Annotated in this window: 28 protein-coding genes and 1 pseudogene; 18 read left to right on the forward strand and 11 right to left on the reverse strand. The window is 60.6% G+C overall.

What is annotated here, in order from left to right:
* The first annotated feature begins 219 nt into the window (after nt 1-219).
* Both gshB and F7R06_RS03325 read left to right on the forward strand, forming a co-directional pair.
* Entirely contained in the window at nt 220-1173 is a 954-nt protein-coding gene (gene gshB / locus F7R06_RS03320) for a glutathione synthase (RefSeq protein WP_090326070.1), read from the forward strand.
* A gap of 64 nt (nt 1174-1237) precedes the next feature.
* Nucleotides 1238-2137, forward strand: a complete 900-nt coding sequence (locus F7R06_RS03325; RefSeq protein WP_090326071.1) for an energy transducer TonB — start codon at nt 1238-1240, stop codon at nt 2135-2137.
* 18 nt (nt 2138-2155) lie between these two features.
* On the opposite strand, the pseudogene F7R06_RS31345 reads toward F7R06_RS03325, so the two are convergent.
* Nucleotides 2156-2233: pseudogene (locus F7R06_RS31345) on the reverse strand (outer membrane lipoprotein carrier protein LolA); the annotation flags it as partial.
* A 108-nt stretch (nt 2234-2341) separates the two neighbouring features.
* Here F7R06_RS31345 and F7R06_RS03330 point away from each other — a divergent pair.
* The 5 genes from F7R06_RS03330 (at nt 2342) to F7R06_RS03350 (ending at nt 6249) form a co-directional block, all read left to right on the forward strand.
* Nucleotides 2342-2914: a YqgE/AlgH family protein gene (locus tag F7R06_RS03330; RefSeq protein ID WP_090326075.1), complete on the forward strand. Its 573-nt coding sequence runs from the start codon at nt 2342-2344 to the stop codon at nt 2912-2914.
* Nucleotides 2914-3351 (forward strand): Holliday junction resolvase RuvX, encoded by a 438-nt coding sequence (gene ruvX / locus F7R06_RS03335; RefSeq protein WP_090326077.1) that lies wholly within the window; start codon nt 2914-2916, stop codon nt 3349-3351. The genes F7R06_RS03330 and ruvX overlap by 1 nt, the downstream gene beginning before the upstream one ends.
* A gap of 94 nt (nt 3352-3445) precedes the next feature.
* On the forward strand, nt 3446-3949 hold the full coding sequence (gene pyrR, locus F7R06_RS03340) for a bifunctional pyr operon transcriptional regulator/uracil phosphoribosyltransferase PyrR (protein ID WP_090326079.1): 504 nt from the start codon (nt 3446-3448) through the stop codon (nt 3947-3949).
* Between the two features lie 27 nt (nt 3950-3976).
* A complete protein-coding gene (locus tag F7R06_RS03345; RefSeq protein WP_007939362.1) occupies nt 3977-4981 on the forward strand; it encodes an aspartate carbamoyltransferase catalytic subunit in 1005 nt (334 codons plus the stop codon).
* On the forward strand, nt 4978-6249 hold the full coding sequence (locus F7R06_RS03350; RefSeq protein ID WP_090326082.1) for a dihydroorotase: 1272 nt from the start codon (nt 4978-4980) through the stop codon (nt 6247-6249). The genes F7R06_RS03345 and F7R06_RS03350 overlap by 4 nt, the downstream gene beginning before the upstream one ends.
* A gap of 39 nt (nt 6250-6288) precedes the next feature.
* On the opposite strand, the gene F7R06_RS03355 is transcribed toward F7R06_RS03350, so the two are convergent.
* Entirely contained in the window at nt 6289-6708 is a 420-nt protein-coding gene (locus tag F7R06_RS03355) for an NINE protein (protein WP_090326084.1), read from the reverse strand.
* Between the two features lie 250 nt (nt 6709-6958).
* On the opposite strand from F7R06_RS03355, the gene F7R06_RS03360 reads away from it, so the two are divergent.
* Nucleotides 6959-7579, forward strand: coding sequence for a C40 family peptidase (locus tag F7R06_RS03360; protein ID WP_090326087.1), 621 nt, complete (start codon nt 6959-6961; stop codon nt 7577-7579).
* Between the two features lie 78 nt (nt 7580-7657).
* Here F7R06_RS03360 and F7R06_RS03365 read toward each other — a convergent pair whose 3' ends face one another.
* Nucleotides 7658-8692, reverse strand: coding sequence for a type IV pilus twitching motility protein PilT (locus tag F7R06_RS03365; RefSeq protein WP_090326090.1), 1035 nt, complete (start codon nt 8690-8692; stop codon nt 7658-7660).
* A gap of 57 nt (nt 8693-8749) precedes the next feature.
* On the opposite strand from F7R06_RS03365, the gene F7R06_RS03370 reads away from it, so the two are divergent.
* The 9 genes from F7R06_RS03370 to F7R06_RS03410 all read left to right on the forward strand — a co-directional run bounded on the left by F7R06_RS03370 (nt 8750) and on the right by F7R06_RS03410 (nt 15441).
* Nucleotides 8750-9436: a YggS family pyridoxal phosphate-dependent enzyme gene (locus tag F7R06_RS03370; RefSeq protein WP_090326092.1), complete on the forward strand. Its 687-nt coding sequence runs from the start codon at nt 8750-8752 to the stop codon at nt 9434-9436.
* A gap of 34 nt (nt 9437-9470) precedes the next feature.
* Nucleotides 9471-10289 carry a pyrroline-5-carboxylate reductase gene (proC, locus tag F7R06_RS03375; RefSeq protein ID WP_090326095.1) on the forward strand — a complete coding sequence of 273 codons (819 nt, stop codon included), beginning with the start codon at nt 9471-9473 and terminating at the stop codon, nt 10287-10289.
* Between the two features lie 24 nt (nt 10290-10313).
* Nucleotides 10314-10901, forward strand: a complete 588-nt coding sequence (locus F7R06_RS03380; RefSeq protein WP_090326098.1) for a YggT family protein — start codon at nt 10314-10316, stop codon at nt 10899-10901.
* Nucleotides 10902-11084: 183 nt separating this feature from the next.
* Entirely contained in the window at nt 11085-12224 is a 1140-nt protein-coding gene (gene metX / locus F7R06_RS03385; RefSeq protein ID WP_090326101.1) for a homoserine O-succinyltransferase MetX, read from the forward strand.
* A gap of 7 nt (nt 12225-12231) precedes the next feature.
* Nucleotides 12232-12852, forward strand: coding sequence for a methionine biosynthesis protein MetW (metW, locus tag F7R06_RS03390; RefSeq protein WP_090326104.1), 621 nt, complete (start codon nt 12232-12234; stop codon nt 12850-12852).
* A 26-nt stretch (nt 12853-12878) separates the two neighbouring features.
* A complete protein-coding gene (locus F7R06_RS03395) occupies nt 12879-13313 on the forward strand; it encodes a DUF4426 domain-containing protein (protein ID WP_090326107.1) in 435 nt (144 codons plus the stop codon).
* Complete coding sequence (gene rdgB, locus F7R06_RS03400; protein WP_090326109.1) at nt 13310-13906, forward strand: RdgB/HAM1 family non-canonical purine NTP pyrophosphatase; 597 nt, start codon at nt 13310-13312, stop codon at nt 13904-13906. The genes F7R06_RS03395 and rdgB overlap by 4 nt, the downstream gene beginning before the upstream one ends.
* Nucleotides 13903-15108, forward strand: coding sequence for a radical SAM family heme chaperone HemW (gene hemW / locus F7R06_RS03405; protein ID WP_090326112.1), 1206 nt, complete (start codon nt 13903-13905; stop codon nt 15106-15108). The genes rdgB and hemW overlap by 4 nt, the downstream gene beginning before the upstream one ends.
* 9 nt (nt 15109-15117) lie before the next feature.
* Complete coding sequence (locus F7R06_RS03410) at nt 15118-15441, forward strand: DUF3392 domain-containing protein (RefSeq protein WP_056853986.1); 324 nt, start codon at nt 15118-15120, stop codon at nt 15439-15441.
* Between the two features lie 118 nt (nt 15442-15559).
* Here the strand turns inward: F7R06_RS03410 and trmB are convergent, their stop codons facing one another.
* The 4 genes from trmB to F7R06_RS03430 form a co-directional block, all read right to left on the reverse strand.
* Nucleotides 15560-16285, reverse strand: coding sequence for a tRNA (guanosine(46)-N7)-methyltransferase TrmB (trmB, locus tag F7R06_RS03415; RefSeq protein WP_090326115.1), 726 nt, complete (start codon nt 16283-16285; stop codon nt 15560-15562).
* A 9-nt stretch (nt 16286-16294) separates the two neighbouring features.
* A complete protein-coding gene (locus F7R06_RS03420) occupies nt 16295-17089 on the reverse strand; it encodes a thiazole synthase (protein ID WP_090326117.1) in 795 nt (264 codons plus the stop codon).
* A 60-nt stretch (nt 17090-17149) separates the two neighbouring features.
* Nucleotides 17150-17350, reverse strand: coding sequence for a sulfur carrier protein ThiS (gene thiS, locus F7R06_RS03425; RefSeq protein ID WP_007953386.1), 201 nt, complete (start codon nt 17348-17350; stop codon nt 17150-17152).
* 71 nt (nt 17351-17421) lie between these two features.
* The gene (locus F7R06_RS03430) at nt 17422-17802 is read right to left on the reverse strand and encodes a DUF423 domain-containing protein (RefSeq protein ID WP_090326120.1); all 381 of its coding nucleotides are present in this window, start codon (nt 17800-17802) and stop codon (nt 17422-17424) included.
* A gap of 74 nt (nt 17803-17876) precedes the next feature.
* Here F7R06_RS03430 and mtgA point away from each other — a divergent pair, with 74 nt between their 5' ends.
* Complete coding sequence (gene mtgA / locus F7R06_RS03435; RefSeq protein WP_090326122.1) at nt 17877-18599, forward strand: monofunctional biosynthetic peptidoglycan transglycosylase; 723 nt, start codon at nt 17877-17879, stop codon at nt 18597-18599.
* 84 nt (nt 18600-18683) lie between these two features.
* On the opposite strand, the gene rpoH is transcribed toward mtgA, so the two are convergent.
* The 4 genes from rpoH to ftsY all read right to left on the reverse strand — a co-directional run bounded on the left by rpoH (nt 18684) and on the right by ftsY (nt 22835).
* Nucleotides 18684-19538: an RNA polymerase sigma factor RpoH gene (gene rpoH, locus F7R06_RS03440; protein WP_047534555.1), complete on the reverse strand. Its 855-nt coding sequence runs from the start codon at nt 19536-19538 to the stop codon at nt 18684-18686.
* 113 nt (nt 19539-19651) lie between these two features.
* Entirely contained in the window at nt 19652-20674 is a 1023-nt protein-coding gene (ftsX, locus tag F7R06_RS03445) for a permease-like cell division protein FtsX (RefSeq protein ID WP_090326126.1), read from the reverse strand.
* On the reverse strand, nt 20671-21342 hold the full coding sequence (ftsE, locus tag F7R06_RS03450) for a cell division ATP-binding protein FtsE (protein ID WP_003229148.1): 672 nt from the start codon (nt 21340-21342) through the stop codon (nt 20671-20673). The genes ftsX and ftsE overlap by 4 nt, the downstream gene beginning before the upstream one ends.
* Nucleotides 21339-22835 (reverse strand): signal recognition particle-docking protein FtsY, encoded by a 1497-nt coding sequence (ftsY, locus tag F7R06_RS03455; RefSeq protein WP_090326129.1) that lies wholly within the window; start codon nt 22833-22835, stop codon nt 21339-21341. The genes ftsE and ftsY overlap by 4 nt, the downstream gene beginning before the upstream one ends.
* Nucleotides 22836-23061: the final 226 nt, after the last annotated feature.

The raw sequence follows: 23061 nt of genomic DNA on the forward strand, positions 1-23061 counted from the left end.
CCTTGATACTCAAGGGCCAGTACAACTTGGCAGTCTTTTTAGCACAGTCTCCAACACCAATCTATCGGCCAACCTCCGAGGTGGTTTTTCCTTGACCGGGAACACACTCAGCGCCACTCTGACGCCACTTTACGGCCTGATCTTTTGTAGGAGCGAGCTGCCCGGAGCAGGCTCGCTCCTACAGATCACACATACGCCCCTACTTTCGAGGAAACACCCATGAGCGTTCGCGTCGGGATTGTCATGGACCCTATTGCCAGCATTTCCTATAAAAAGGATAGCTCGCTGGCCATGCTGCTGGCTGCGCAGAAGCGCGGCTGGGAACTGTTCTATATGGAGCAGCGTGACCTGTACCAGGCCGAAGGCCAGGCACGCGCGCGGATGCGTCCGCTGAAGGTCTTCGCCAATCCGGAAAAATGGTTCGAACTGGACGCCGAGCAGGACAATCTGCTGAGCGATCTGGACGTGATCCTGATGCGCAAGGATCCGCCGTTCGACATGGAATTCGTCTACACCACGTATCTGCTCGAGCAAGCCGAAAGCGCTGGCGTGCTGGTGGTCAACAAACCGCAGAGCCTGCGTGACTGCAACGAAAAACTGTTCGCCACGCTGTTCCCGCAGTGCACGCCGCCGACCATCGTCAGCCGTCGCCCGGATGTGCTGCGCGAGTTCGCCGACCACCATGGGGACGTGATCCTCAAGCCGCTGGACGGCATGGGCGGCTCGTCGATCTTCCGCCACACCGCGGGCCACCCGAACCTGTCGGTGATCCTCGAGACCCTGACCCTGCACGGTCAGCAGCAGATCATGATCCAGGGTTACCTGCCTGCCATCGTCGATGGTGACAAACGCATCCTGATGATCGACGGCGAACCGGTGGACTACTGCCTGGCGCGCATTCCGGCTGCCGGCGAAACCCGTGGCAACCTGGCCGCCGGTGGCCGTGGCGAAGCGCGTCCGCTGACCGATAAAGATCGCTGGATCGCCGCGCAAGTCGGCCCGACTCTGCGCGAAAAGGGCCTGCTGTTCGTAGGCCTGGATGTGATCGGCGAGCATCTGACGGAAATCAACGTCACCAGCCCGACCTGCATTCGCGAGATCGACAACGCCTTTGGCACCGACATCGGCGGCCTGCTGATGGATGCCATCGATCAGAAGCTCAAGGCTCGTTGAAAAGCCAAACCAACATTGCGTTATCATGCGCGGCCTGTGAAAACGCGATGTTGGTTTCCTTGTCATGACACTCCCGTCCGATCTGCCCGTCGAACTCGCCCACCGTGGCGTGCGCCCGGCCGATCGCCTCGGTTTTACCCTGTTTCTCGCGGCGCTGATTCACCTGGCCTTGCTGCTGGGTGTCGGCTTCACGATGGTCGAGCCCCAGCAGATCAGCAAAACCCTGGAAATCACCCTCGCCACTTTCAAAAGCGAAAGGAAGCCTGAGAAAGCTGATTTCCTCGCCCAGGAAAACCAGCAAGGCAGCGGCACCCTGGATAAAAAGGCCATTCCCAAGACCACCGAGGTCGCGCCGTTCCAGGACAACAAGGTGCAGAAAGTCACGCCACCGCCGGCGGCCAAGCCTGAAGTGCGGGACGCTCCGCCCAAGGCTGCCGTGACCACCGTCGCGCCGAAGCCGAAAAAAACCGCCGCCAAGACCGAAGAGCCCAAAACCGACATCAAACCCGCGGTCGCCGCGCCAACGTTTGACACCGAACAGTTATCCAGCGACATCGCCAGCCTGGAAGCGGAACTGGCCAACGAACAACAGTTGTACGCCAAGCGCCCGCGCATCCATCGCCTGAGCGCCGCCTCGACCATGAAAGACAAGGGCGCCTGGTACAAGGACGAATGGCGCAAGAAGGTCGAGCGCATCGGCAACCTCAATTACCCCGACGAAGCCCGGCGCAAGCAGATTTACGGCAATTTGCGCCTGATGGTGTCGATCAACCGGGACGGTTCGCTGTATGAGGTGCTGGTGCTGGAGTCTTCCGGGCAACCGTTGCTCGATCAGGCGGCCCAGCGCATCGTGCGGCTGGCAGCGCCCTTTGCTCCGTTTACCGGGGATCTGTCGGATATTGACCGCCTGGAAATCATTCGCACCTGGAAGTTTGCCCGCGGCGATCGCCTCTCAAGCAACTGATACCAACCCAAATCCCCCTGTAGGAGCGAGCTTGCTCGCGATAAATCTGAGAGCACCGCGTAGTATCAACCTTGCGGCGTTATCGTTGACGACCATCGCGAGCAAGCTCGCTCCTACAGGGTTTGTGTCGCCAACAGCAATTTGCGGCATTTCCTGCGCATCCCCAGCTTGTCAGTTCGCCCCTCCAACGCCACACTAGCGCTCATGAAAAACGTCAGCCCCAGCTACCTCAAGCACCACTTCCTGATCGCCATGCCACACATGGTCGACCCGAACTTTGCGCACACCTTGACCTACATCGTCGAGCACACGGCCAATGGTGCCATGGGGCTGGTGGTCAACCGTCCGCAGGACCTGAACCTGGCCGATATCCTCGAGCAATTGCGCCCGGATATCGAACCTCCTGCACTCTGCCAGCACGTGCCGATTTTCATCGGCGGCCCGGTGCAGACCGATCGCGGGTTTGTCCTGCATCCCTCGGGGCAGCGCTATCAGGCGACCGTTGATCTGGAAGGCGATTTATCCCTGTCGACCTCCCAGGACGTGCTGTTCGCCATCGCCGATGGCGTCGGCCCGGCGAAAAGCCTGATCGCCCTCGGGTATGCCGGCTGGGAAGCCGGGCAACTGGAAGCCGAACTGGCGCAGAACGCCTGGCTGACCTGCCCGTTCGACGCTGACGTCCTGTTCAACACCAGCAGTGAATTGCGCCTGGAAGCGGCCGCCAAACATCTGGGCGTCAACCTCAGCCTGCTCACCAGCCAGGCGGGGCACGCCTGATGGCCCTGCGGCTGATCCTGGGATTCGACTACGGCACCAAACAGATCGGCGTTGCGGTAGGCCAGGTGATTACCGGCCAGGCCCGCGAACTGTGCACCCTGAAAGCGCAGAACGGCATTCCCGACTGGGATCAGGTCGAAGCCCTGATCAAGGAATGGAAGCCCGACGCCGTGGTGGTCGGCCTGCCGCTGAACATGGACGGCACGCCCAGCGAGATGTGCGCCCGCGCGGAAAAGTTCGCCCGCCGCCTGAACGGTCGTTTCAATCTGCCCTTCTATACCCACGACGAACGCCTGACCACGTTCGAAGCCAAAGGCGAACGACGTGATCGTGGCGGCCAGAAAGGCAGTTACCGCGATAACCCGGTCGATGCCATCGCCGCCGCCCTGTTGCTGCAAGGCTGGCTCGACGAAAACAGCGCATTGTTCGAATCCTGATGCACCTAACCCTGAAGAGTCGCCACGCGCCTCTTTTAGCTACAACCCGAGCCAACCCAAGCACAACCCGACTCGGGCCCAAGAAGGAGCAACCATGAGCCTGCCCAATCCCACCGAACTGATCAGCCAGATGGCGATCCGTCTCAAGGCACACCTGGAACACCGTGGCATCAGCGAACCGCGCTTCATCGGTATTCGTACCGGCGGCGTCTGGGTCGCCCAGGCTCTGCTCAAAGAGCTGGGCAGCCACGAGCCCCTCGGCACGCTCGATGTTTCCTTCTACCGCGACGACTTCAGCCAGAACGGCCTGCACCCGCAAGTGCGTCCGTCTGCCCTGCCGTTCGAAATCGAAGGCCAGCACCTGGTGCTGATCGACGACGTACTGATGAGCGGCCGGACCATCCGCGCGGCCATGAACGAACTCTTCGACTACGGGCGTCCGGCCAGCGTGACGCTGGTCTGCCTGCTGGACCTGGACGCCGGCGAGCTGCCGATCCGCCCGAACGTGGTCGGTGCGACGCTGTCACTCGCGGCCCACGAGCGCGTGAAGCTGTCCGGCCCGGAGCTCAAGCTCGAAGTGCAAGACCTCGCCCTTTAATTCGCCCTATTGAGAGTCCCCCTTGCGATGACGCCTCTAGAAACCAAGCGCCCGCTGCAGCTCAATGATCAGGGCCAGCTGCGCCACTTCCTCTCGCTCGACGGTTTGCGCCGCGAGCTGCTGACGGAAATCCTCGACACCGCCGACTCGTTCCTCGAAGTCGGCGCCCGGGCGGTGAAGAAAGTCCCGCTGCTGCGCGGCAAGACCGTGTGCAACGTGTTCTTCGAGAACTCCACCCGCACCCGCACCACCTTCGAACTGGCGGCCCAGCGCCTGTCGGCTGACGTGATCACTTTGAACGTGTCCACGTCGTCGGCGAGCAAGGGTGAAACCCTGCTCGACACCTTGCGCAACCTGGAAGCCATGGCGGCCGACATGTTCGTCGTGCGTCACGGTGACTCCGGCGCCGCGCACTTCATCGCCGAGCATGTCTGCCCGCAAGTGGCGATCATCAACGGCGGCGACGGCCGTCACGCCCACCCGACCCAGGGCATGCTCGACATGCTCACCATCCGCCGGCACAAGGGCGGCTTCGAGAACCTCTCGGTGGCCATCGTCGGCGACATCCTGCACTCGCGGGTGGCGCGCTCGAACATGCTCGCGCTGAAGACCCTGGGCTGCCCCGATATCCGCGTAATCGCCCCGAAAACCCTGCTGCCGATCGGTATCGAACAATACGGCGTGAAGGTCTACACCGACATGACCGAAGGCCTGAAAGACGTCGACGTGGTGATCATGTTGCGCCTGCAGCGCGAGCGCATGACCGGCGGCCTGCTGCCGAGCGAAGGCGAGTTCTACCGCCTGTTCGGCCTGACCACCGCGCGCCTGGCCGGCGCCAAGCCCGATGCCATCGTGATGCACCCGGGGCCGATCAACCGTGGCGTGGAGATTGAGTCGGCGGTGGCCGACGGCCCGCACTCGGTGATCCTCAATCAGGTGACCTACGGCATCGCCATTCGTATGGCCGTGCTGTCCATGGCCATGAGCGGGCAGACAGCCCAGCGCCAATTCGAGCAGGAGAACGCCCAGTGAAGCTCAGCATTCTCGGCGCCCGCGTGATCGATCCAGCCAGCGGCCTGGATCAAGTAACCGATATCCACATTGAAGCCTGCAAGATCGTCGCCATTGGCGCCGCACCGGCCGGTTTTGTCGCCGTCGACACCCTCGACGCCAAAGGCCTGGTGGCCGCCCCTGGCCTGGTTGACCTCAACGTTGCCCTGCGCGAGCCGGGCTACAGCCGTAAAGGCTCGATCGTCAGCGAAACCCGCGCAGCTGCGGCCGGTGGCGTGACCAGCCTGTGCTGCCCGCCAAAAACCAAACCGGTACTGGACACCTCGGCGGTGGCCGAACTGATCCTCGACCGCGCCCGCGAGGCCGGCAACACCAAAGTCTTCCCGATCGGCGCCCTGAGCAAAGGCCTGGACGGCGAACAGCTGGCAGAGCTGGTCGCGCTGCGCGATGCCGGCTGCGTAGCCTTCGGCAACGGACTGGAGAGCTTCCGCAACACCCGTACCCTGTGCCGGGCACTGGAGTACGCGGCAACCTTCGACCTGACGGTGATTTTCAATTCCCAGGACCATGATCTGGCCGAAGGTGGTTTGGCCCACGAAGGCCCGACCGCCAGCTTCCTCGGCTTGCCGGGCATTCCGGAAACCGCCGAGACCGTGGCCCTGGCCCGGGACCTGTTGCTGGTCGAGCAAACCGGCGTGCGCGCGCACTTCAGCCAACTCACCAGCGCGCGCGGTGTGGCCCTGATCGCCCAGGCCCAGGCCCGCGGCCTGAAGGTTACGGCGGATGTCGCCCTGTACCAGCTGATCCTGACGGACGAAGCGCTGATCGACTTCAACAGCCTGTATCACGTCCAGCCTCCGCTCCGTACCGGCGCCGACCGCGAGGGCCTGCGCGCGGCAGTGAAGTCGGGCGTGGTTTCGGCGATTTCCAGCCACCACCAACCCCACGAGCGCGATGCCAAGCTGGCGCCGTTCGGTGCCACCGAGCCCGGCATCAGCAGCGTCGAACTGCTGCTGCCATTGGCGATGACACTGGTGGAAGACGGTTTGCTGGACTTGCCGACCCTGCTGGCGCGCCTTGGCGCCGGTCCTGCCGAGGCCTTGCGCCTGCCGGCGGGCAAACTGGCGGTGGGTGGTGCGGCGGATATCGTGCTGTTCGACCCCGCGGCCTCGACCGTGGCCGGGGAAACCTGGCTGTCCAAAGGCGAGAACTGCCCGTTCATCGGACACAGCCTGCCGGGCCTGGTGCGTTACACCCTGGTGGATGGACGGATCAGTCACCAGGCATAAAACCTGTGGCGAGGGAGCTTGCTCCCTCGCCACAATTAATCAGCGGTTCTGCGCGTTACGCAGCGAAACCTGATCATTCAGCGTCCAGAAGTCATACAGCACTCCCACGAAGAACAGTCCGCCCGTCAGCAGGTAGATCAAGCCGCTGATCCATTTCCCCTGATACATCCGGTGCACACCGAACACCCCGAGAAACGTCAGCAGAATCCAGGCAACGTTGTATTCGATCGGTCCGGCGTTGAACCGAAGATCAGCTTCACGGTCCATGGACGGGATCAGAAACAGGTCGATCAACCAGCCAATCCCCAGCAAGCCAAAAGTGAAGAACCAGATCGTCCCCGTGACCGGCTTGCCGTAATAAAAGCGGTGAGCGCCGGTGAAACCGAAAATCCACAGCAGATAACCGATCACTTTGCTGTGGGTATCTTGATGGGGAACAGGTTGTTGATAGGTGTTCATGGATGACCTCGATTCACGCGATAGATAAATATTCTTGAATTCTTTGTGACTTTTTTACGAGCACCCGACGTATGGCAAATGGTACGTTGTCTCCCGTCAAAGCCTTGTAGCACCTGACTTCTGTCCGACAATTGCGTCTTTTTGCCGCTTATTTGGTTCCGTTGACCCCCAGGTTGAATCGACCAACGGCCTCGGAAGGGACAAAAAAGCTGTTATAAAGTTGCGCGCTAACCCATACGAGCCCTGCCTAATGCGTCCATTTATAAAGACATGGCTAACCATTTGCCTATTATTGCCACTGGCCGCCCACGCCACCAATCGTGAGCAACGTCTTCCGAACGTTAATGGTTACACCCCGAAATCCCATGCTTCTGCTCCTTCGAACAAAAGCAAAAAGTCAGTCAAACACGCTCAACACCTGGCCAGCAAAAAAAGTGGCCTGGTTCCGCCGATGGCGAACAAGGAAAGCAGCAACGTGCTGAGCCGCGCGGTCAACGTCCTCGGTACACCGTATCGTTGGGGCGGCAGCAGCCCGAGCAAAGGCTTCGACTGCAGCGGCCTGGTGAAATACGCGTTCAACGACGCCACGTTTGACCTGCCACGCACTTCCAATGCCATGGCCAGCGGTCACGGCCAGAAAGTCGATCGCAACGACTTGAAGCCGGGCGACCTGATTTTCTTCAACATCAAGAGTCGTCGAGTCAATCACGTTGCCATCTACCTGGGCAACGACCGCTTCATCCACGCACCGCGTCGTGGCAAGTCGGTGACCATCGACACACTGAAGAAGCCGTACTGGGAAAACCACTACGCCGTTGCAAAACGGGTTCTGCCAAAAGAACCGCATCAGATGCGGGTTGTTCAGCGCTGATTTGAAAACGCCTGCCTCCCGAGGCAGGCATTTGTGGCGAGGGAGCTTGCTCCCTCGCCACAATGCTGTACCAGCCCCTCAGAAATTATCCGGCGACCGCGCCTTCTCCCGCGCATGGTCGCGAGTGACCAGGCCCTTGGTCACCAGGTCCTTCAGGCTCATGTCCAGCGTCTGCATGCCCAGCGACCCTCCTGCCTGAATCGATGAATACATCTGCGCCACCTTGTCTTCACGGATCAGGTTTCGGATCGCCGACGTGCCGAGCATGATCTCGTGGGCGGCTGTACGCCCGCCGCCGATCTTCTTGACCAGGGTTTGGGAAACCACTGCCAGCAACGATTCGGACAGCATCGAACGCACCATCGACTTTTCATCCCCCGGAAACACGTCGATGATCCGGTCAATGGTCTTCGCCGCCGAGGTGGTGTGCATCGTGCCGAACACCAGATGACCGGTTTCGGCGGCGGTCAGCGCCAGGCGAATGGTTTCCAGGTCGCGCATCTCGCCGACCAGAATGACATCCGGGTCTTCGCGCAGGGCCGAACGCAAGGCCGTGGCAAAGCTGCGGGTATCACGGTGGACCTCACGCTGATTGATCAGGCATTTGCGCGATTCGTGGACGAACTCGACAGGGTCTTCAATAGTGAGGATATGGTGGTGGCGATGATTGTTCAGATAATCGATCATCGCCGCCAGCGTCGTGGACTTGCCGGAGCCGGTCGGGCCGGTCACCAGCACCAGGCCACGGGGAGCGTCGGTCATTTTGCGAAACACATCACCCATGCCCAACTCCTCCATGCTCAAGACCCTGGAGGGAATGGTGCGAAACACGGCGCCAGCACCGCGGCTCTGGTTGAACGCGTTGACCCGAAAACGCGCCACGCCGGGCAATTCAAAGGAAAAGTCGGTTTCCAGGTGCTTCTCGAAGTCCGCCCGCTGGGTGTCGTTCATGATGTCGTAGATCAGCGCCTGCACTTCCTTGTGGTCCAGAGGCGGCAGGTTGATGCGCCGCACATCGCCATCAACCCGAATCATCGGTGGCAGGCCCGCGGACAGGTGCAGGTCGGATGCTCCTTGTTTGGCGCTGAACGCCAGCAGCTCAGTGATATCCATAGCACTCCTCAATTCCAGTAGAATGCCGCCAACCTCAGACCCGCTGGCGCCTCTTGAATGTCCACGATAGCAGACAACATTGAACTGGTTAGTTCGCGCATCCGCGCCGCCGCCCTCGCCGCCAACCGGGACGAACACAGCGTCCAGTTGCTGGCCGTGAGCAAGACCAAACCCGCACAAGCCCTGCGCGACGCCTATGCCGCCGGCTTGCGCGACTTTGGCGAAAACTACCTGCAGGAAGCCCTCGGCAAGCAGCTCGAATTGGCCGACCTGCCCTTGATCTGGCACTTCATCGGCCCCATTCAATCGAACAAGACTCGCGCAATCGCCGAGCACTTCGCCTGGGTGCATTCCGTGGATCGCCTGAAAATTGCTCAACGCTTGTCCGAACAACGACCTGCCGATTTGCCACCGTTGAACATCTGCATCCAGGTCAATGTCAGCGGTGAGGCCAGTAAATCCGGCTGCACCCCGGCCGACCTGCCGGCCCTGGCCAATGCCATCAGTGCCCTGCCACGCCTCAAGTTGCGCGGATTGATGGCGATTCCCGAGCCGACTGAAGATCGCGCCGCCCAGGATGCCGCCTTTGCTGCCGTGCAGAACCTGCAAGCCAGCCTCAATCTGCCGCTCGACACACTTTCCATGGGCATGAGCCACGATCTCGAATCGGCCATCGCTCAGGGCGCCACCTGGGTCCGCATTGGTACGGCCCTGTTTGGCGCTCGCGACTATTCACAGCCTTGATCCATGGCTTACACACTTTTGATAAGGACCTGACATGAGCAAGACGCGTATCGCCTTTATCGGTGCCGGTAACATGGCCGCCAGTCTGATCGGCGGCCTGCGGGCCAAAGGTCTGGACGCCACGCAGATCCGCGCCAGTGACCCGGGTGAAGAAACCCGCGCCCGGGTAAGCGCCGAACACGGCATCGAAACCTTTGCCGACAACGCACAGGCCATCGACGGTGCCGACGTGATCGTGCTGGCGGTCAAGCCTCAAGCGATGAAAACGGTCTGCGAAGCGATCCGTCCAAGCCTGAAGCCTGAGCAACTGGTGGTTTCCATTGCCGCCGGCATCACCTGCGCCAGCATGAACAACTGGCTCGGCGCCCAGCCGATCGTGCGTTGCATGCCCAACACCCCGGCGCTGCTGCGTCAGGGCGTGAGTGGCTTGTTCGCCACGCCTCAGGTCAGCGCCGAACAGCGTCAGCAAGCGCAAGAGCTGCTGTCGGCCGTCGGGATTGCCTTGTGGCTGGAGCAGGAGCAGCAACTGGATGCGGTCACCGCCGTTTCCGGCTCGGGCCCTGCCTACTTCTTCCTGCTGATCGAAGCCATGACCGCCGCCGGCGTGAAACTCGGCCTGCCAGCCGACATCGCCGCTCAATTGACCCTGCAAACCGCATTGGGCGCCGCTCACATGGCGGTGTCCAGCGACGTCGACGCGGCTGAATTGCGTCGCCGCGTGACCTCGCCTGCGGGCACCACGGAAGCGGCGATCAAATCGTTCCAGGCTGGCGGCTTCGAAGCGCTGGTCGAAAAAGCACTGGGCGCCGCCGCGCACCGTTCGGCCGAAATGGCTGAGCAACTCGGTCGCTAATCCGCTCTCACAAAGGAATCAATGATGCTCGGACTCAATGACGCTGCCATTTTTGTGATTCAAACCCTGGGCAGCCTGTATCTGCTGGTCGTGCTGTTGCGCTTTATCCTGCAACTGGTGCGGGCAAACTTCTACAACCCGCTCTGCCAGTTCGCCGTGAAGGCCACCCAACCGTTGCTCAAGCCACTGCGCCGGGTCATCCCGAGCATGTTCGGGCTGGACATGTCGTCTTTGGTGTTGGCGCTGATCGTGCAGATGGTGCTGTTCGCCGTCATCCTGCTGCTCAGCGGGTACAAGGTCGACGTGCTGTTCCTGGTGCCATGGGCTTTGATCGGCATCTTCGCGCTGTTTTTGAAGATCCTGTTCTGGGCGATGATCATCAGTGTGATCCTGTCCTGGGTCGCTCCTGGCAGCCATAACCCCGGCGCAGAACTGGTCCAGCAGATCACCGAACCGGTACTTGCACCCTTCCGCCGGATCATTCCGAACCTGGGCGGCCTCGACATCTCGCCCATCTTCGCCTTTATCGCACTGCAATTGCTGCAAAGCTGGCTGATTCCGCGCCTGGCTTACTACGCGCTGATGCCTAAGGAATTATTCGGTTTGATCTAAACCGCTTCATCATTCATCGCGAGCAGGCTCGCTGCCACATTGGAATGCGTTTCCCCTGTGGGAGCGACCCTGCTCGCGAATGAAGCGCCTCGGTACAACTGAATGAAATCAGGCCCGCCCTTTGCTTGCCGCTAACCCCACTGGTCTTTAGACTTACGCCTCATTTCAATGAGAGCAGGGTCGATGCCAGCTGCCTTTCCCCCCGATTCTGTTGGTCTGGTGACGCCGCAAGTGGCGCACTTCAGCGAACCCCTGGCGTTGGCCTGCGGTCGTTCGCTACCAGCCTATGACTTGATTTACGAAACCTATGGCACGCTGAACGCCACGGCGAGCAACGCCGTGCTGATCTGCCACGCCTTGTCCGGACACCACCACGCGGCCGGCTATCACAGCCCTGACGACCGCAAACCCGGTTGGTGGGACAGCTGCATCGGCCCCGGCAAGCCCATCGACACCAACAAATTCTTCGTGGTCAGCCTGAACAACCTCGGCGGCTGCAATGGCTCCACCGGCCCGAGCAGCATCAACCCGGAGAGCGGCAAGCCATTTGGTGCCGACTTCCCGGTGCTGACCGTGGAAGACTGGGTGCACAGCCAGGCGCGCCTCGCCGACTTGCTTGGCATCGGCCAATGGGCGGCCGTCATCGGCGGCAGCCTGGGCGGAATGCAGGCCCTGCAGTGGACCATCACGTACCCGGACCGCGTACGACACTGCCTGGCCATCGCCTCGGCACCGAAGCTGTCGGCGCAGAACATTGCCTTCAACGAAGTGGCACGTCAGGCGATTCTCACCGACCCGGAATTCCACGGCGGTTCGTTCCAGGAATTTGGCGTGATCCCCAAGCGCGGCCTGATGCTGGCACGGATGGTCGGGCACATCACGTATCTGTCCGACGATTCCATGGGCGAGAAATTCGGTCGCGGCCTGAAAAGCGAGAAGCTCAACTACGACTTCCACAGCGTCGAGTTCCAGGTCGAAAGCTACCTGCGCTACCAGGGGGAAGAGTTCTCCGGGCGATTCGACGCCAACACTTACCTGCTGATGACCAAGGCCCTGGACTACTTCGATCCGGCCGCCAATTTCGACGATGACCTGGCCAAGACCTTCGCCGGCGCCACCGCCAAGTTCTGTGTGATGTCGTTCACCACCGACTGGCGCTTCTCCCCTGCCCGCTCGCGGGAACTGGTGGACGCACTGATGGCCGCGCGCAAGGACGTCTGCTACCTGGAAATCGACGCGCCGCAGGGCCACGACGCCTTCCTGATTCCGATCCCGCGTTACTTGCAGGCGTTCGGCAATTACATGAACCGCATTACGTTGTGAGATAGCCATGAGAGCTGATCTGGAAATCATCCAGGAATGGATCCCCGCCGGTAGCCGCGTGCTCGACCTGGGTTGCGGCGATGGCGAGTTGCTGGCCTGGCTGCGTGATAACAAGCAGGTCACCGGTTATGGCTTGGAAAACGACGCCGACAACATCGCCGAATGCATGGCCAAGGGCATCAACGTCATCGAACAGGACCTGGACAAGGGCCTGGGCAACTTTGCCAGCAACAGCTTCGACATCGTGGTCATGACCCAGGCGCTGCAGGCGGTGCATTACCCAGACAAGATCCTCGACGAAATGCTGCGGGTCGGACGTCAGTGCATCATCACCTTCCCCAACTTCGGTCACTGGCGCTGCCGCTGGTACCTGGCCAGCAAGGGGCGGATGCCGGTTTCCGAGTTTCTGCCATACACCTGGTACAACACGCCAAACATCCACTTTTGCACTTTCGAAGACTTTGAAGCCTTGTGTCGCGAACGTGAAGCCAAGGTCATTGATCGGCTTGCCGTGGATCAACAGCATCGGCACGGGTGGGCCAGTAAGCTATGGCCTAATCTGTTAGGTGAGATCGGTATCTACCGCGTCAGCAGCCCGGGGCTTGCGGACCACAAGGTCGCGGTCTGAATCACCACATTTCGAGGAGAACGATCATGGGTCGTCTAGCGCTGTTTCTACTCACCGCCTGCCTGAGCGTCACGGCCATGGCCGCCGACGTCATCAAAAGCGAGCGCCAGGAAACCTTTGGCGACGTGACGGTGCACTACAACACCTTCAATTCCACCTACCTGACGCCGGACATCGCCAAATCGGCCGAGCTCATTCGCAGCAAGAATCAGGGCGTGATCAATATTTCGGTGCTCAAGGACGGTAAACCGCTGATGGCGCAAGTCACCGGCACGGTCAAAGACCTTACCAGCCAGAGCGTGCCACTGAGCTTTAAACAGATCACCGAGCAGGGCGCCATTTATTACATCGCTCAGTACCCTGTGCCTCAACAGGAAACCCGCACCTTCGAGATCAAGGTGCAGACCGGTGACAAAATCAACACCATCAATTTCAACCAAGAGCTCTTCCCCGGCGAATGATCAACTTCACGCAACTCGTACTGGCCAGCCACAACGCCGGCAAACTCAAGGAACTCCAGGCCATGCTCGGCGACTCGGTGCAACTGCGCTCGATCGGCGAGTTCAGCCAGGTCGAGCCTGAAGAAACCGGCCTGTCGTTCGTCGAGAACGCCATTCTCAAGGCCCGCAACGCCGCGCGCATTTCCGGCTTGCCGGCGCTGGCCGACGATTCCGGGTTGGCGGTGGACTTCCTCGGCGGTGCGCCGGGCATCTACTCGGCGCGATATGCCGACGGCAAAGGCGATGCGGCGAACAACGCCAAATTGCTGGACGTCCTCAAGGACGTGCCCGAGGCCGAGCGCGGCGCACAGTTCGTCTGCGTGCTGGCCCTGGTGCGACATGCTGAAGACCCGCTGCCGATTCTCTGCGAGGGCCTGTGGCATGGTCGCATCCTGAATGAGGCCAGTGGCGAACACGGCTTTGGCTACGACCCGCTCTTCTGGGTGCCGGAGCGCGATTGCTCCAGCGCCGAGCTGAGCCCGGGCGACAAGAACCAGATCAGTCACCGCGCCCGTGCAATGGATCTGCTGCGCCAGCGTCTGGGCCTGAAATGACCCACGACCGCTCCGCGTCGCCGCTGATCTTCGGCGGTGCCGCGCAATCGCCTCGGGCGGCCCTGCCGGTCCTGCCGCCTTTGGCGCTGTACATCCACATCCCGTGGTGTGTGCGCAAATGCCCTTACTGCGACTTCAACTCCCATACCGCCAGCCCGGTGCTGCCGGAAGAGGAGTATGTCGATGCGTTGCTGGCCGACCTCGATCAGGACCTGCACGCTGTCTATGGCCGCGAGTTGACCTCGATTTTCTTCGGTGGCGGCACGCCGAGCCTGTTCAGCGCCGCCGCGCTGGGCCGACTGCTCAAAGGCGTCGAACAGCGCATTCCCTTTGCCCACGACATCGAAATCACCCTGGAAGCCAACCCCGGCACGTTCGAGCAAGAGAAATTCGTCGCCTATCGGGCGCTCGGCATCAATCGACTGTCGATCGGCATCCAGAGCTTCCAGCAAGCAAAGCTCGAGGCGCTGGGGCGGATTCACAACGGCGACGAAGCGGTGCGAGCCGCTGGCATGGCGCGTCAGGCCGGGTTCGATAACTTCAACCTGGACCTGATGCACGGCCTGCCGGATCAGTCACTGGAGGACGCCCTGAGCGACCTGCGCCAGGCCATCGCCCTGAAGCCGACCCACCTTTCCTGGTATCAGCTGACCCTGGAGCCGAACACCGTGTTCTGGAACCAGCCGCCGACGCTGCCGGAAGACGACACCTTGTGGGACATTCAGGAAGCCGGCCAGGCACTGCTGGCCGAACACGGTTACGCGCAGTACGAGGTCTCGGCCTACGCCCAACCGGGCCGGCCGGCACGGCATAACCTCAATTACTGGAGTTTCGGCGACTTCATTGGCATTGGTGCCGGCGCCCACGGCAAGCTCAGCCATCCGGACGGGCGCATCGTGCGAACCTGGAAGACTCGCCTGCCGAAGGACTACCTCAACCCGGCCAAAAGCTTCCAGGCGGGCGAGAAAGCCCTGACCAACGACGAGATGCCGTTCGAGTTCCTGATGAATGCCCTGCGCCTGACCGAAGGGGTCGAATCGCGGCTGTACCCGGAACGCACCGGCCTGTCCCTGGAAAGCCTGGCCGAAGCGCGTCGCGAAGCCGAACAAAGTGGCCTGTTGCAGGTCGAACCGACACGTCTGGCGGCTACCGAGCGCGGACAGCTATTCCTCAACGACTTGCTGCAAAAGTTTCTGACATAAGGAAATCGAATGGATCTGGTACTCGACCTGCTCGCCACCGTTTCTCGCTGGAGCCGCAGCAATCTCTCGGAAATCGCCCTGGCCCTGGTGGGCTGTCTGCTGGTGCTGTTTGGCGCGGACTTCAAAGGCTGGGTCGAGCAACGCCTGGGCAGCATTGCTGGCGCCTTGCGCGTACCGTTGATGGCATTGCTGTGCATGGTGGGCAGTGGCGCCGCGCTGATCTACGCCACGCCGTGGATCGTTCGCGGCTTGAGCCAATTCAACAACTACAGCCTGGCGCCGGTGTTGCTGGTGGTGCTGGTGCTCATCGGCGTCGTCGCTGACCGCCGCTGACTTCAGCTGCACCGAACATCCACTGTAGGAGCGAGCCTGCTCGCGATGATCGTTAACGAAAACGCGGGGCATCTGGAGCCCCGCGTTGTTCTCTGGTTTGTCGCGAGCAAGCTCGCTCCTACGCCAGTTTTTCGAACTTCAGATCCCACACACCATGCCCAAGACGTTCGCCACGACGTTCGAACTTGGTGATCGGCCGCTCGGCCGGGCGCGGTACACATTTGCCGTCTTCGGCCAGGTTGCGATAACCCGGCGCGACGTTCATCACTTCCAGCATGTATTCAGCGTACGGTTCCCAGTCGGTGGCCATGTGCAGGATGCCGCCGACCTTCAACTTGCTGCGTACCAGTTCAGCGAACGAAGCCTGAACGATGCGACGCTTGTGATGACGGCTCTTGTGCCATGGATCCGGGAAAAACAGCATCAGGCGATCGAGGCTGTTGTCGGCCACGCAACGGTTGAGCACTTCGATGGCATCGCAATCGTAGACCCGCAGGTTGGTCAAACCCTGGGTCAGCACGCCATTGAGCAACGCACCAACGCCCGGACGGTGCACTTCGACACCGATGAAATCCTGCTCCGGCGAAGCCGCCGCCATTTCCAGCAGCGAATGGCCCATGCCGAAACCGATTTCCAGCGAGCGCGGTGCCGAGCGACCGAACACCTGGTCGAAGTCCACCGGCGCGTCGGCCAGGGGCAGCACGAACAGCGGTGCACCCTGCTCCAGGCCACGTTGTTGGCCTTCGGTCATGCGCCCGGCACGCATCACGAAACTCTTGATGCGGCGGTGTTGGCGCTCGTCGCCTTCTTCCGTCTGGATAGGCGTGTCGTTCGATTCAGTCATCAATGGCTCTTACTTGATCAGACCATCCAGCGGCGAAGAGGCGCTGGCATAGAGTTTTTTCGGCATGCGGCCAGCGAGGTAAGCCAAACGGCCCGCAACGATGGCGTGTTTCATGGCTTCAGCCATCATGATCGGCTGCTGGGCGTGGGCGATCGCCGAGTTCATCAGGACGGCGTCACAACCCAGTTCCATGGCGATGGTAGCGTCGGAAGCGGTACCGACACCGGCATCCACCAGCACCGGGATCTTCGCTTCTTCAAGGATGATCTGCAGGTTGTACGGGTTGCAGATCCCCAGGCCAGAGCCGATCAGGCCGGCCAGCGGCATCACCGCGATGCAGCCGATTTCCGCCAGTTGCCGGGCGATGATCGGGTCGTCGCTGGTGTAGACCATCACGTCGAAGCCTTCCTTGACCAGCGACTCCGCGGCCTTGAGGGTTTCGATCACGTTGGGAAACAGGGTTTTCTGGTCCGCCAGCACTTCCAGCTTCACCAGGTTGTGACCATCGAGCAGCTCACGCGCCAGGCGGCAGGTGCGCACGGCCTCGACTGCGTCATAGCAACCGGCAGTGTTCGGCAGAAAGGTGTAGCGATCCGGCGACAGGAAATCCAGCAGGTTCGGTTCGCCCGCGTTCTGGCCGAGGTTGGTACGACGCACTGCGAAAGTGACGATCTCGGCACCCGAGGCCTCGATGGCCAGGCGGGTTTCTTCCATGTCACGGTACTTGCCGGTACCTACCAGCAAACGCGACTGGTAAGTACGACCAGCCAGGACGAAGGGCTTGTCGCTACGAACGATGCTCATGGGAAATCCTCTGTAGGAGTGAGGGTCTTGCAGAATTCTCGGCCCATACGGGCCAGACGGCTAGCCGCCGCCGATGGCATGCACGACTTCGACGTTGTCGCCGTCATTGAGCGTGGTATCGGCATGCTGACTGCGCGGGACGATATCCAGATTGAGTTCGACCGCCACCCGACGTCCGGTCAGGTCCAGACGGGTCAGCAGGGCCGCAACGGTTTCACCGTCGGGCAGTTCAAAGGATTCGCCGTTCAACTGAATGCGCATGCCGGATGCCGCCATCATTTTTAGGGGCTGGCATTCTAGCCCGATCGTGACCTAAAGGTCAGCAACAAGCGTCAAGCGGTAAGCTGCAAGCGCCAGGCGGCAAGGCCCAGGCAAAACCAGCCAACCAGGAATGCCAGGCCGCCAAAAGGCGTGATGATGCCGAGCTTGCTGAAGCCTGTCAGCGTCAGCACGTACAGACTGCCGGAGAACAGCAGGATGCCGATGGCAAAGGACGCACCGGCCCAGGTGATCAGTCGACCGGGCACCTGCGTGGCCAGCAGCGCCACACCCAGCAGCGCCAGTGTATGCACCAGTTGATAGGTGACGCCGGTGTGGAAAATGGCCAGGTACTCGGCACTCAGGCGATTTTTCAGACCGTGGGCGGCGAATGCGCCAAGGCCGACACCGGTGAAACCGAAAAAAGCGGCCAGCATCAGAAAGCCACGCAGCATGAAGAACTCCAGTCAGACGCAATCAACAGGGTCTGTATAATGGCCCGCTCAACGGGTTCGGCCAAGCCATCTCTATGCTGCGTATATTTTTCCGTCGATTCACGAAGGCCGTGCTCTGGTTCATGGGCGGCAGCGTACTGCTCGTGCTGATTTTTCGCGTGGTACCACCGCCGGGGACGGCGTTGATGGTTGAACGCAAGATTGAATCCTGGTTCAACGGCGAACCCATTGACCTGCAACGCACCTGGAAGCCCTGGGATGAAATCTCGGATGACCTGAAAGTGGCGGTGATCGCGGGTGAGGATCAGAAATTCCCGGAGCACTGGGGCTTTGACTTCGGAGCGATCCAGGCCGCACTGGCCCATAACGAACTCGGCGGTACGGTTCGCGGCGCCAGCACCCTGAGCCAGCAGGTTTCGAAAAACCTGTTCCTGTGGTCCGGTCGCAGCTGGTTGCGCAAAGGCCTGGAAGCCTGGTTTACCGGCCTGATCGAAGTGTTCTGGCCCAAGCAGCGGATTCTCGAGGTGTATCTCAACAGTGTCGAATGGGATGACGGGGTGTTTGGCGCCGAGGCGGCAGCACGACATCATTTTGGAATCAGCGCGAAAAACCTTAGTCGACAGCAATCGAGTCTATTGGCCGCCGTGCTGCCCAACCCGCGCGTGTGGAGCGCCAGCCATCCGACTTCTTACGTTTCGCGGCGTGCGGGGTGGATTCGGCAGCAGATGAGCCAGTTGGGGGGCGACAGCTATCTGGTGGGACTGAACGATTCGCGCCGGGCGCCGTGGTCTCAATGACGCTCCCACATTGGTTATGTGTGAGGCCAGAAACAAAAACGCCCCGATCAATGATCGGGGCGTTTTTTATTGCCTGCTTGCCGGTTACGCGGCAATCGACAACTTGAGTTTGTTCATCGCGCTCTTCTCAAGCTGACGAATACGCTCGGCCGACACGTTGTACTTCTGCGCCAGGTCGTGCAGCGTGGCTTTTTCTTCTGCCAGCCAACGCTGATAGAGGATGTCTCGACTGCGGTCGTCCAGCACTTCCAGCGCTTCGTGCAGGTTGTGATTGGAGTTGTCGCTCCAGTCGGCATCTTCCAGTTGACGGGCCGGATCGTACCGGTGGTCTTCCAGGTAGTTGGCCGGCGACTGGAAAGCACTGTCGTCGTCAGCTTCAGCAGCCGGGTCGAAGGCCATGTCATGGCCGGTCAGGCGACTTTCCATCTCGCGCACTTCCCGCGGCTCTACGCCGAGGCTTTCCGCCACACGATGGACTTCCTCATTGTTCAACCAGGCCAGACGTTTCTTCTGGCTGCGCAGATTGAAGAACAGTTTGCGCTGGGCCTTGGTGGTCGCGACTTTCACGATACGCCAGTTGCGCAGGATAAATTCGTGGATTTCAGCCTTGATCCAGTGCACGGCAAAGGACACCAGGCGCACGCCCATTTCCGGGTTGAAGCGCTTCACGGCCTTCATCAGGCCGACGTTACCTTCCTGGATCAGGTCAGCCTGAGCCAGACCGTAGCCGGAATAGCTACGGGCGATATGTACGACAAAACGCAGGTGGGCGAGCACCATCTGCCGAGCCGCCTCAAGATCCTGCTCATAATAGAGACTCTCGGCCAGTTCACGCTCCTGCTCCGGCGTCAGCAAAGGAATGCTGTTCACCGTGTGCACATAGGCCTCCAGGTTCGCACCCGGGACCAGAGCATATGCAGGCTGCAAAGAATTGGTCATACGAAAAAACCTCCGACTTACAAAACTCGTGCAGTTAAGCACTGCGAAAATTGACCGGAAACCGAAGAGCAAGTTCCCATAAAAGCTGAAAGGTCAATACGAGCAAAATGACACTACTTAGGCGCAAGCTCCCTCAGGTGGCGTGCGACTGCAATCCATGCACCGATATACCCTAACAGCACCGCGCCAAGCAAGAGAGACAGACCGTCGGCAACCGGCACTCCGGCCAGCGCGAAATCACTGCCGTACAAACCGGCCAGCCCGACTACCGCGTCATTCAGCCAGTTAAGGCCAAACGCCAATACACCCCAGGAAAAAATCCCCGCACCGAAGCCATAAAGCGCGCCCATATAGAGAAAGGGCCTGCGTACATAGCTGTCAGTGCCGCCAACCAGTTTAATCACTTCTATCTCTGTGCGGCGGTTTTCAATATGAAGACGAATGGTATTGCCTATCACCAAAAGTAATGCAGAAACCAGAAGCACGGTCAGACCGAAAACAAAACGGTCGCCCAGCTTGAGAATGGCTGCCAGACGCTCCACCCAGACTAAATCAAGCTGCGCCTGCTGTACCTTCGGCAGCTCGGAAAGTTTTTGTCTTAATGCTTCAAGAGTCGGCTTATCGACTTCGTTCGGCGTCACCAGGACCACGCCGGGCAGCGGGTTTTCCGGCAACTCCTTGAGCGCGTCGCCCAGGCCAGACTGCTGCTGGAACTCTTCCAGCGCTTGATCCCGCCCAACGTATTCGGCATCGGCTACGCCCGGCATAGCCTTGATCCGCTCGCGCAGCGCCTCGCCTTCGGCCGGGCTGGCTTCGAGTTGCAGGTACAGGGAAATTTGCGCAGCTCGCTGCCAGGAACCACCCAGACGCTCAACGTTACTTAGCAAAAGTGACAGACCCATGGGCAAACTCAGGGCCACGGCCATCACCATGCAGGTGAAAAAACTGCCGATAGGCTGCTTGCCCAGACGACGCAAGCTGTCGAGCAGACTGGCGCGATGGCTCTCGACCCAGGCACGGAACAGCGTGGCGAAGTCCGGGCCGTCATCGTCGTCGTGCTTTTTCTTGGTCGGTTGCGGATCGGCGGCCTTCGGGGCTACACGCTCGGAAACCTTTGGACTGCGAGTCGCACTCATACGCCGGCCTCCCCGTCGCCAATCAATCGACCGCGTTGCAGGGTCAGCATGCGATGGCGCATGCGCGCGATCAGGGCCAGGTCGTGACTGGCGATCAGCACGCTGGTGCCCAGACGGTTGATGTCTTCAAACACACCCATGATTTCCGCCGCCAGACGCGGGTCGAGGTTACCGGTCGGTTCGTCCGCCAGCAGCAACGCCGGACGGTGGACGATGGCGCGGGCAATGCCGACGCGCTGTTGCTGGCCGGTGGAGAGGTCGCCGGGGTACAGATCGGTCTTGTCCGACAGCGCTACACGCTCCAGGGCCGAATCCACGCGCTTGGCGATTTCCGCCTTGGACAGGCCAAGAATCTGCAACGGCAGCGCGACGTTGTTGAACACCGTGCGATCAAACAACAGCTGGTGGTTCTGGAACACCACGCCGATCTGTCGGCGCAAAAATGGAATCTGCGCGTTGCTGATGGTGCTCAGGTCCTGCCCGGCCAGCAGCAACTTGCCGCTGGTGGGACGTTCCATGGCCAGCAGCAACCGCAACAAAGTACTTTTACCGGCACCGGAATGGCCGGTTACAAACAAAAACTCACCGCGACGGACTCGAAAGCTCAGCTCATGCAAGCCGACGTGACCGTTCGGGTAGCGTTTACCGACCTGTTCGAAACGAATCATGAACGCTCCCGCTCGGCAAACAGTGCCTGGACAAAGGGTTCAGCTTCAAAAGTGCGCAAATCGTCGATGCCTTCACCGACGCCGATATAGCGGATCGGCAGACCGAACTGCTTGGCCAGGGCAAAAATCACCCCGCCCTTGGCGGTTCCGTCGAGCTTGGTCAGTGCCAGGCCAGTCAGTTCGACGGTCTGGTTGAACTGTTTGGCCTGGTTGATGGCGTTCTGGCCGGTGCCGGCATCGAGCACCAGCAACACTTCGTGCGGTGCATCGGCGTCGAGCTTGCCGATCACCCGCCGAACTTTCTTCAGTTCTTCCATCAGGTTGTCTTTGGTGTGCAGACGACCGGCGGTGTCGGCGATCAGCACATCAATGCCACGGGCCTTGGCGGCCTGCACGGCGTCGAAGATAACCGAGGCCGAGTCGGCACCCGTGTGCTGGGCGATGACCGGAATCTTGTTGCGCTCACCCCAGACCTGCAATTGTTCGACCGCTGCGGCACGGAAGGTGTCACCGGCAGCGAGCATGACTTTCTTGCCTTCCAGCTGCAGTTTCTTTGCCAGCTTGCCGATGGTGGTGGTCTTGCCGGCACCGTTGACGCCAACGACCAGAATCACGAACGGCTTGTTTTGCGAGGTGATTTTCAGCGGTTGCTCGACGGGCTTGAGCATGGCCGCGAGTTCGGCTTGCAGGGACTTGTACAAGGCATCGGAGTCAGCCAGCTCCTTGCGCGCAACCTTCTGGGTCAGGCGCTGAATGATCACCGAAGTGGCTTCGACGCCGACGTCGGCGGTCAGCAGACGGGTTTCGAGATCATCAAGCAGATCATCGTCGATGGCTTTCTTGCCCAGAAACAGGCTGGCCATGCCTTCGCCGATGCTGGCGCTGGTCTTGGACAGGCCCTGTTTGAGGCGGGCGAAGAAACCGGCCTTGGTTTCTTCGGTGCGAACAGGTTCAGCCGGCGGTTCGACCGGTGCAGCGACAACAGGTGCAGGTGCAGGTGCAGGTGCAGGTGCAGGTGCAGGTGCAGGTGCAGGTGCAGGTGCAGGTGCAGGCTCTGGCGCTTTGACAACCGGTGCAACCGGTGGGACGAATACCGGCGCAGCCTCGACAACCGGCGCGGCAATAACCGGCTCGATCACTGGCGCACGAACCGGCTCATGAGCCACAGGAGGCTGCGCAGGAATCGGCGGCGTCACGTGTGGCGCCTGCTCATCTTCAACCAGGGCCACCGGTTCTTCCGCCACCGGCAACGTCAGCCAGGGCTGAGCGACCGGGGTCCGGGGCAATTCGGCCGGAACTTCATCTACAGGTTCGGCAACCGGTTGCAGTACCGGCTCTGCGATTGGCGACACAACTGGCGCAGGCGCTGGCTCGGGCGTTGACTGTGGCTGTTCGACGACGGGTTCCTGCGGTTTTTTGCGCAGCCATCCGAACAGGCTTTTCTTTTCGCCAGCCGCAGCTGGGGTCTTCTTGTCGTCGTTGGAACCAAACATGGGGGACGGCTATCTCACGGTAGCGACGCGCCAACGGGCGCCCCGGCAAATAAATATTCGATGCAGAACAGACTGTGATTCATCCAGCTTGTTCACGCGCAACATTTTGTCGAGGTGCTCAACGGCGCCTCAAGAAATCGACTTCTCATAGGACTAAAGCAGCAAAATCGGCGAAAAAGCGGAATTCAGTTGATAAATATCCACCTTCCGTCGTAAACCCAATCAA

This window comes from Pseudomonas moorei (assembly GCF_008801475.1).
Lineage (GTDB): Bacteria > Pseudomonadota > Gammaproteobacteria > Pseudomonadales > Pseudomonadaceae > Aquipseudomonas > Aquipseudomonas moorei.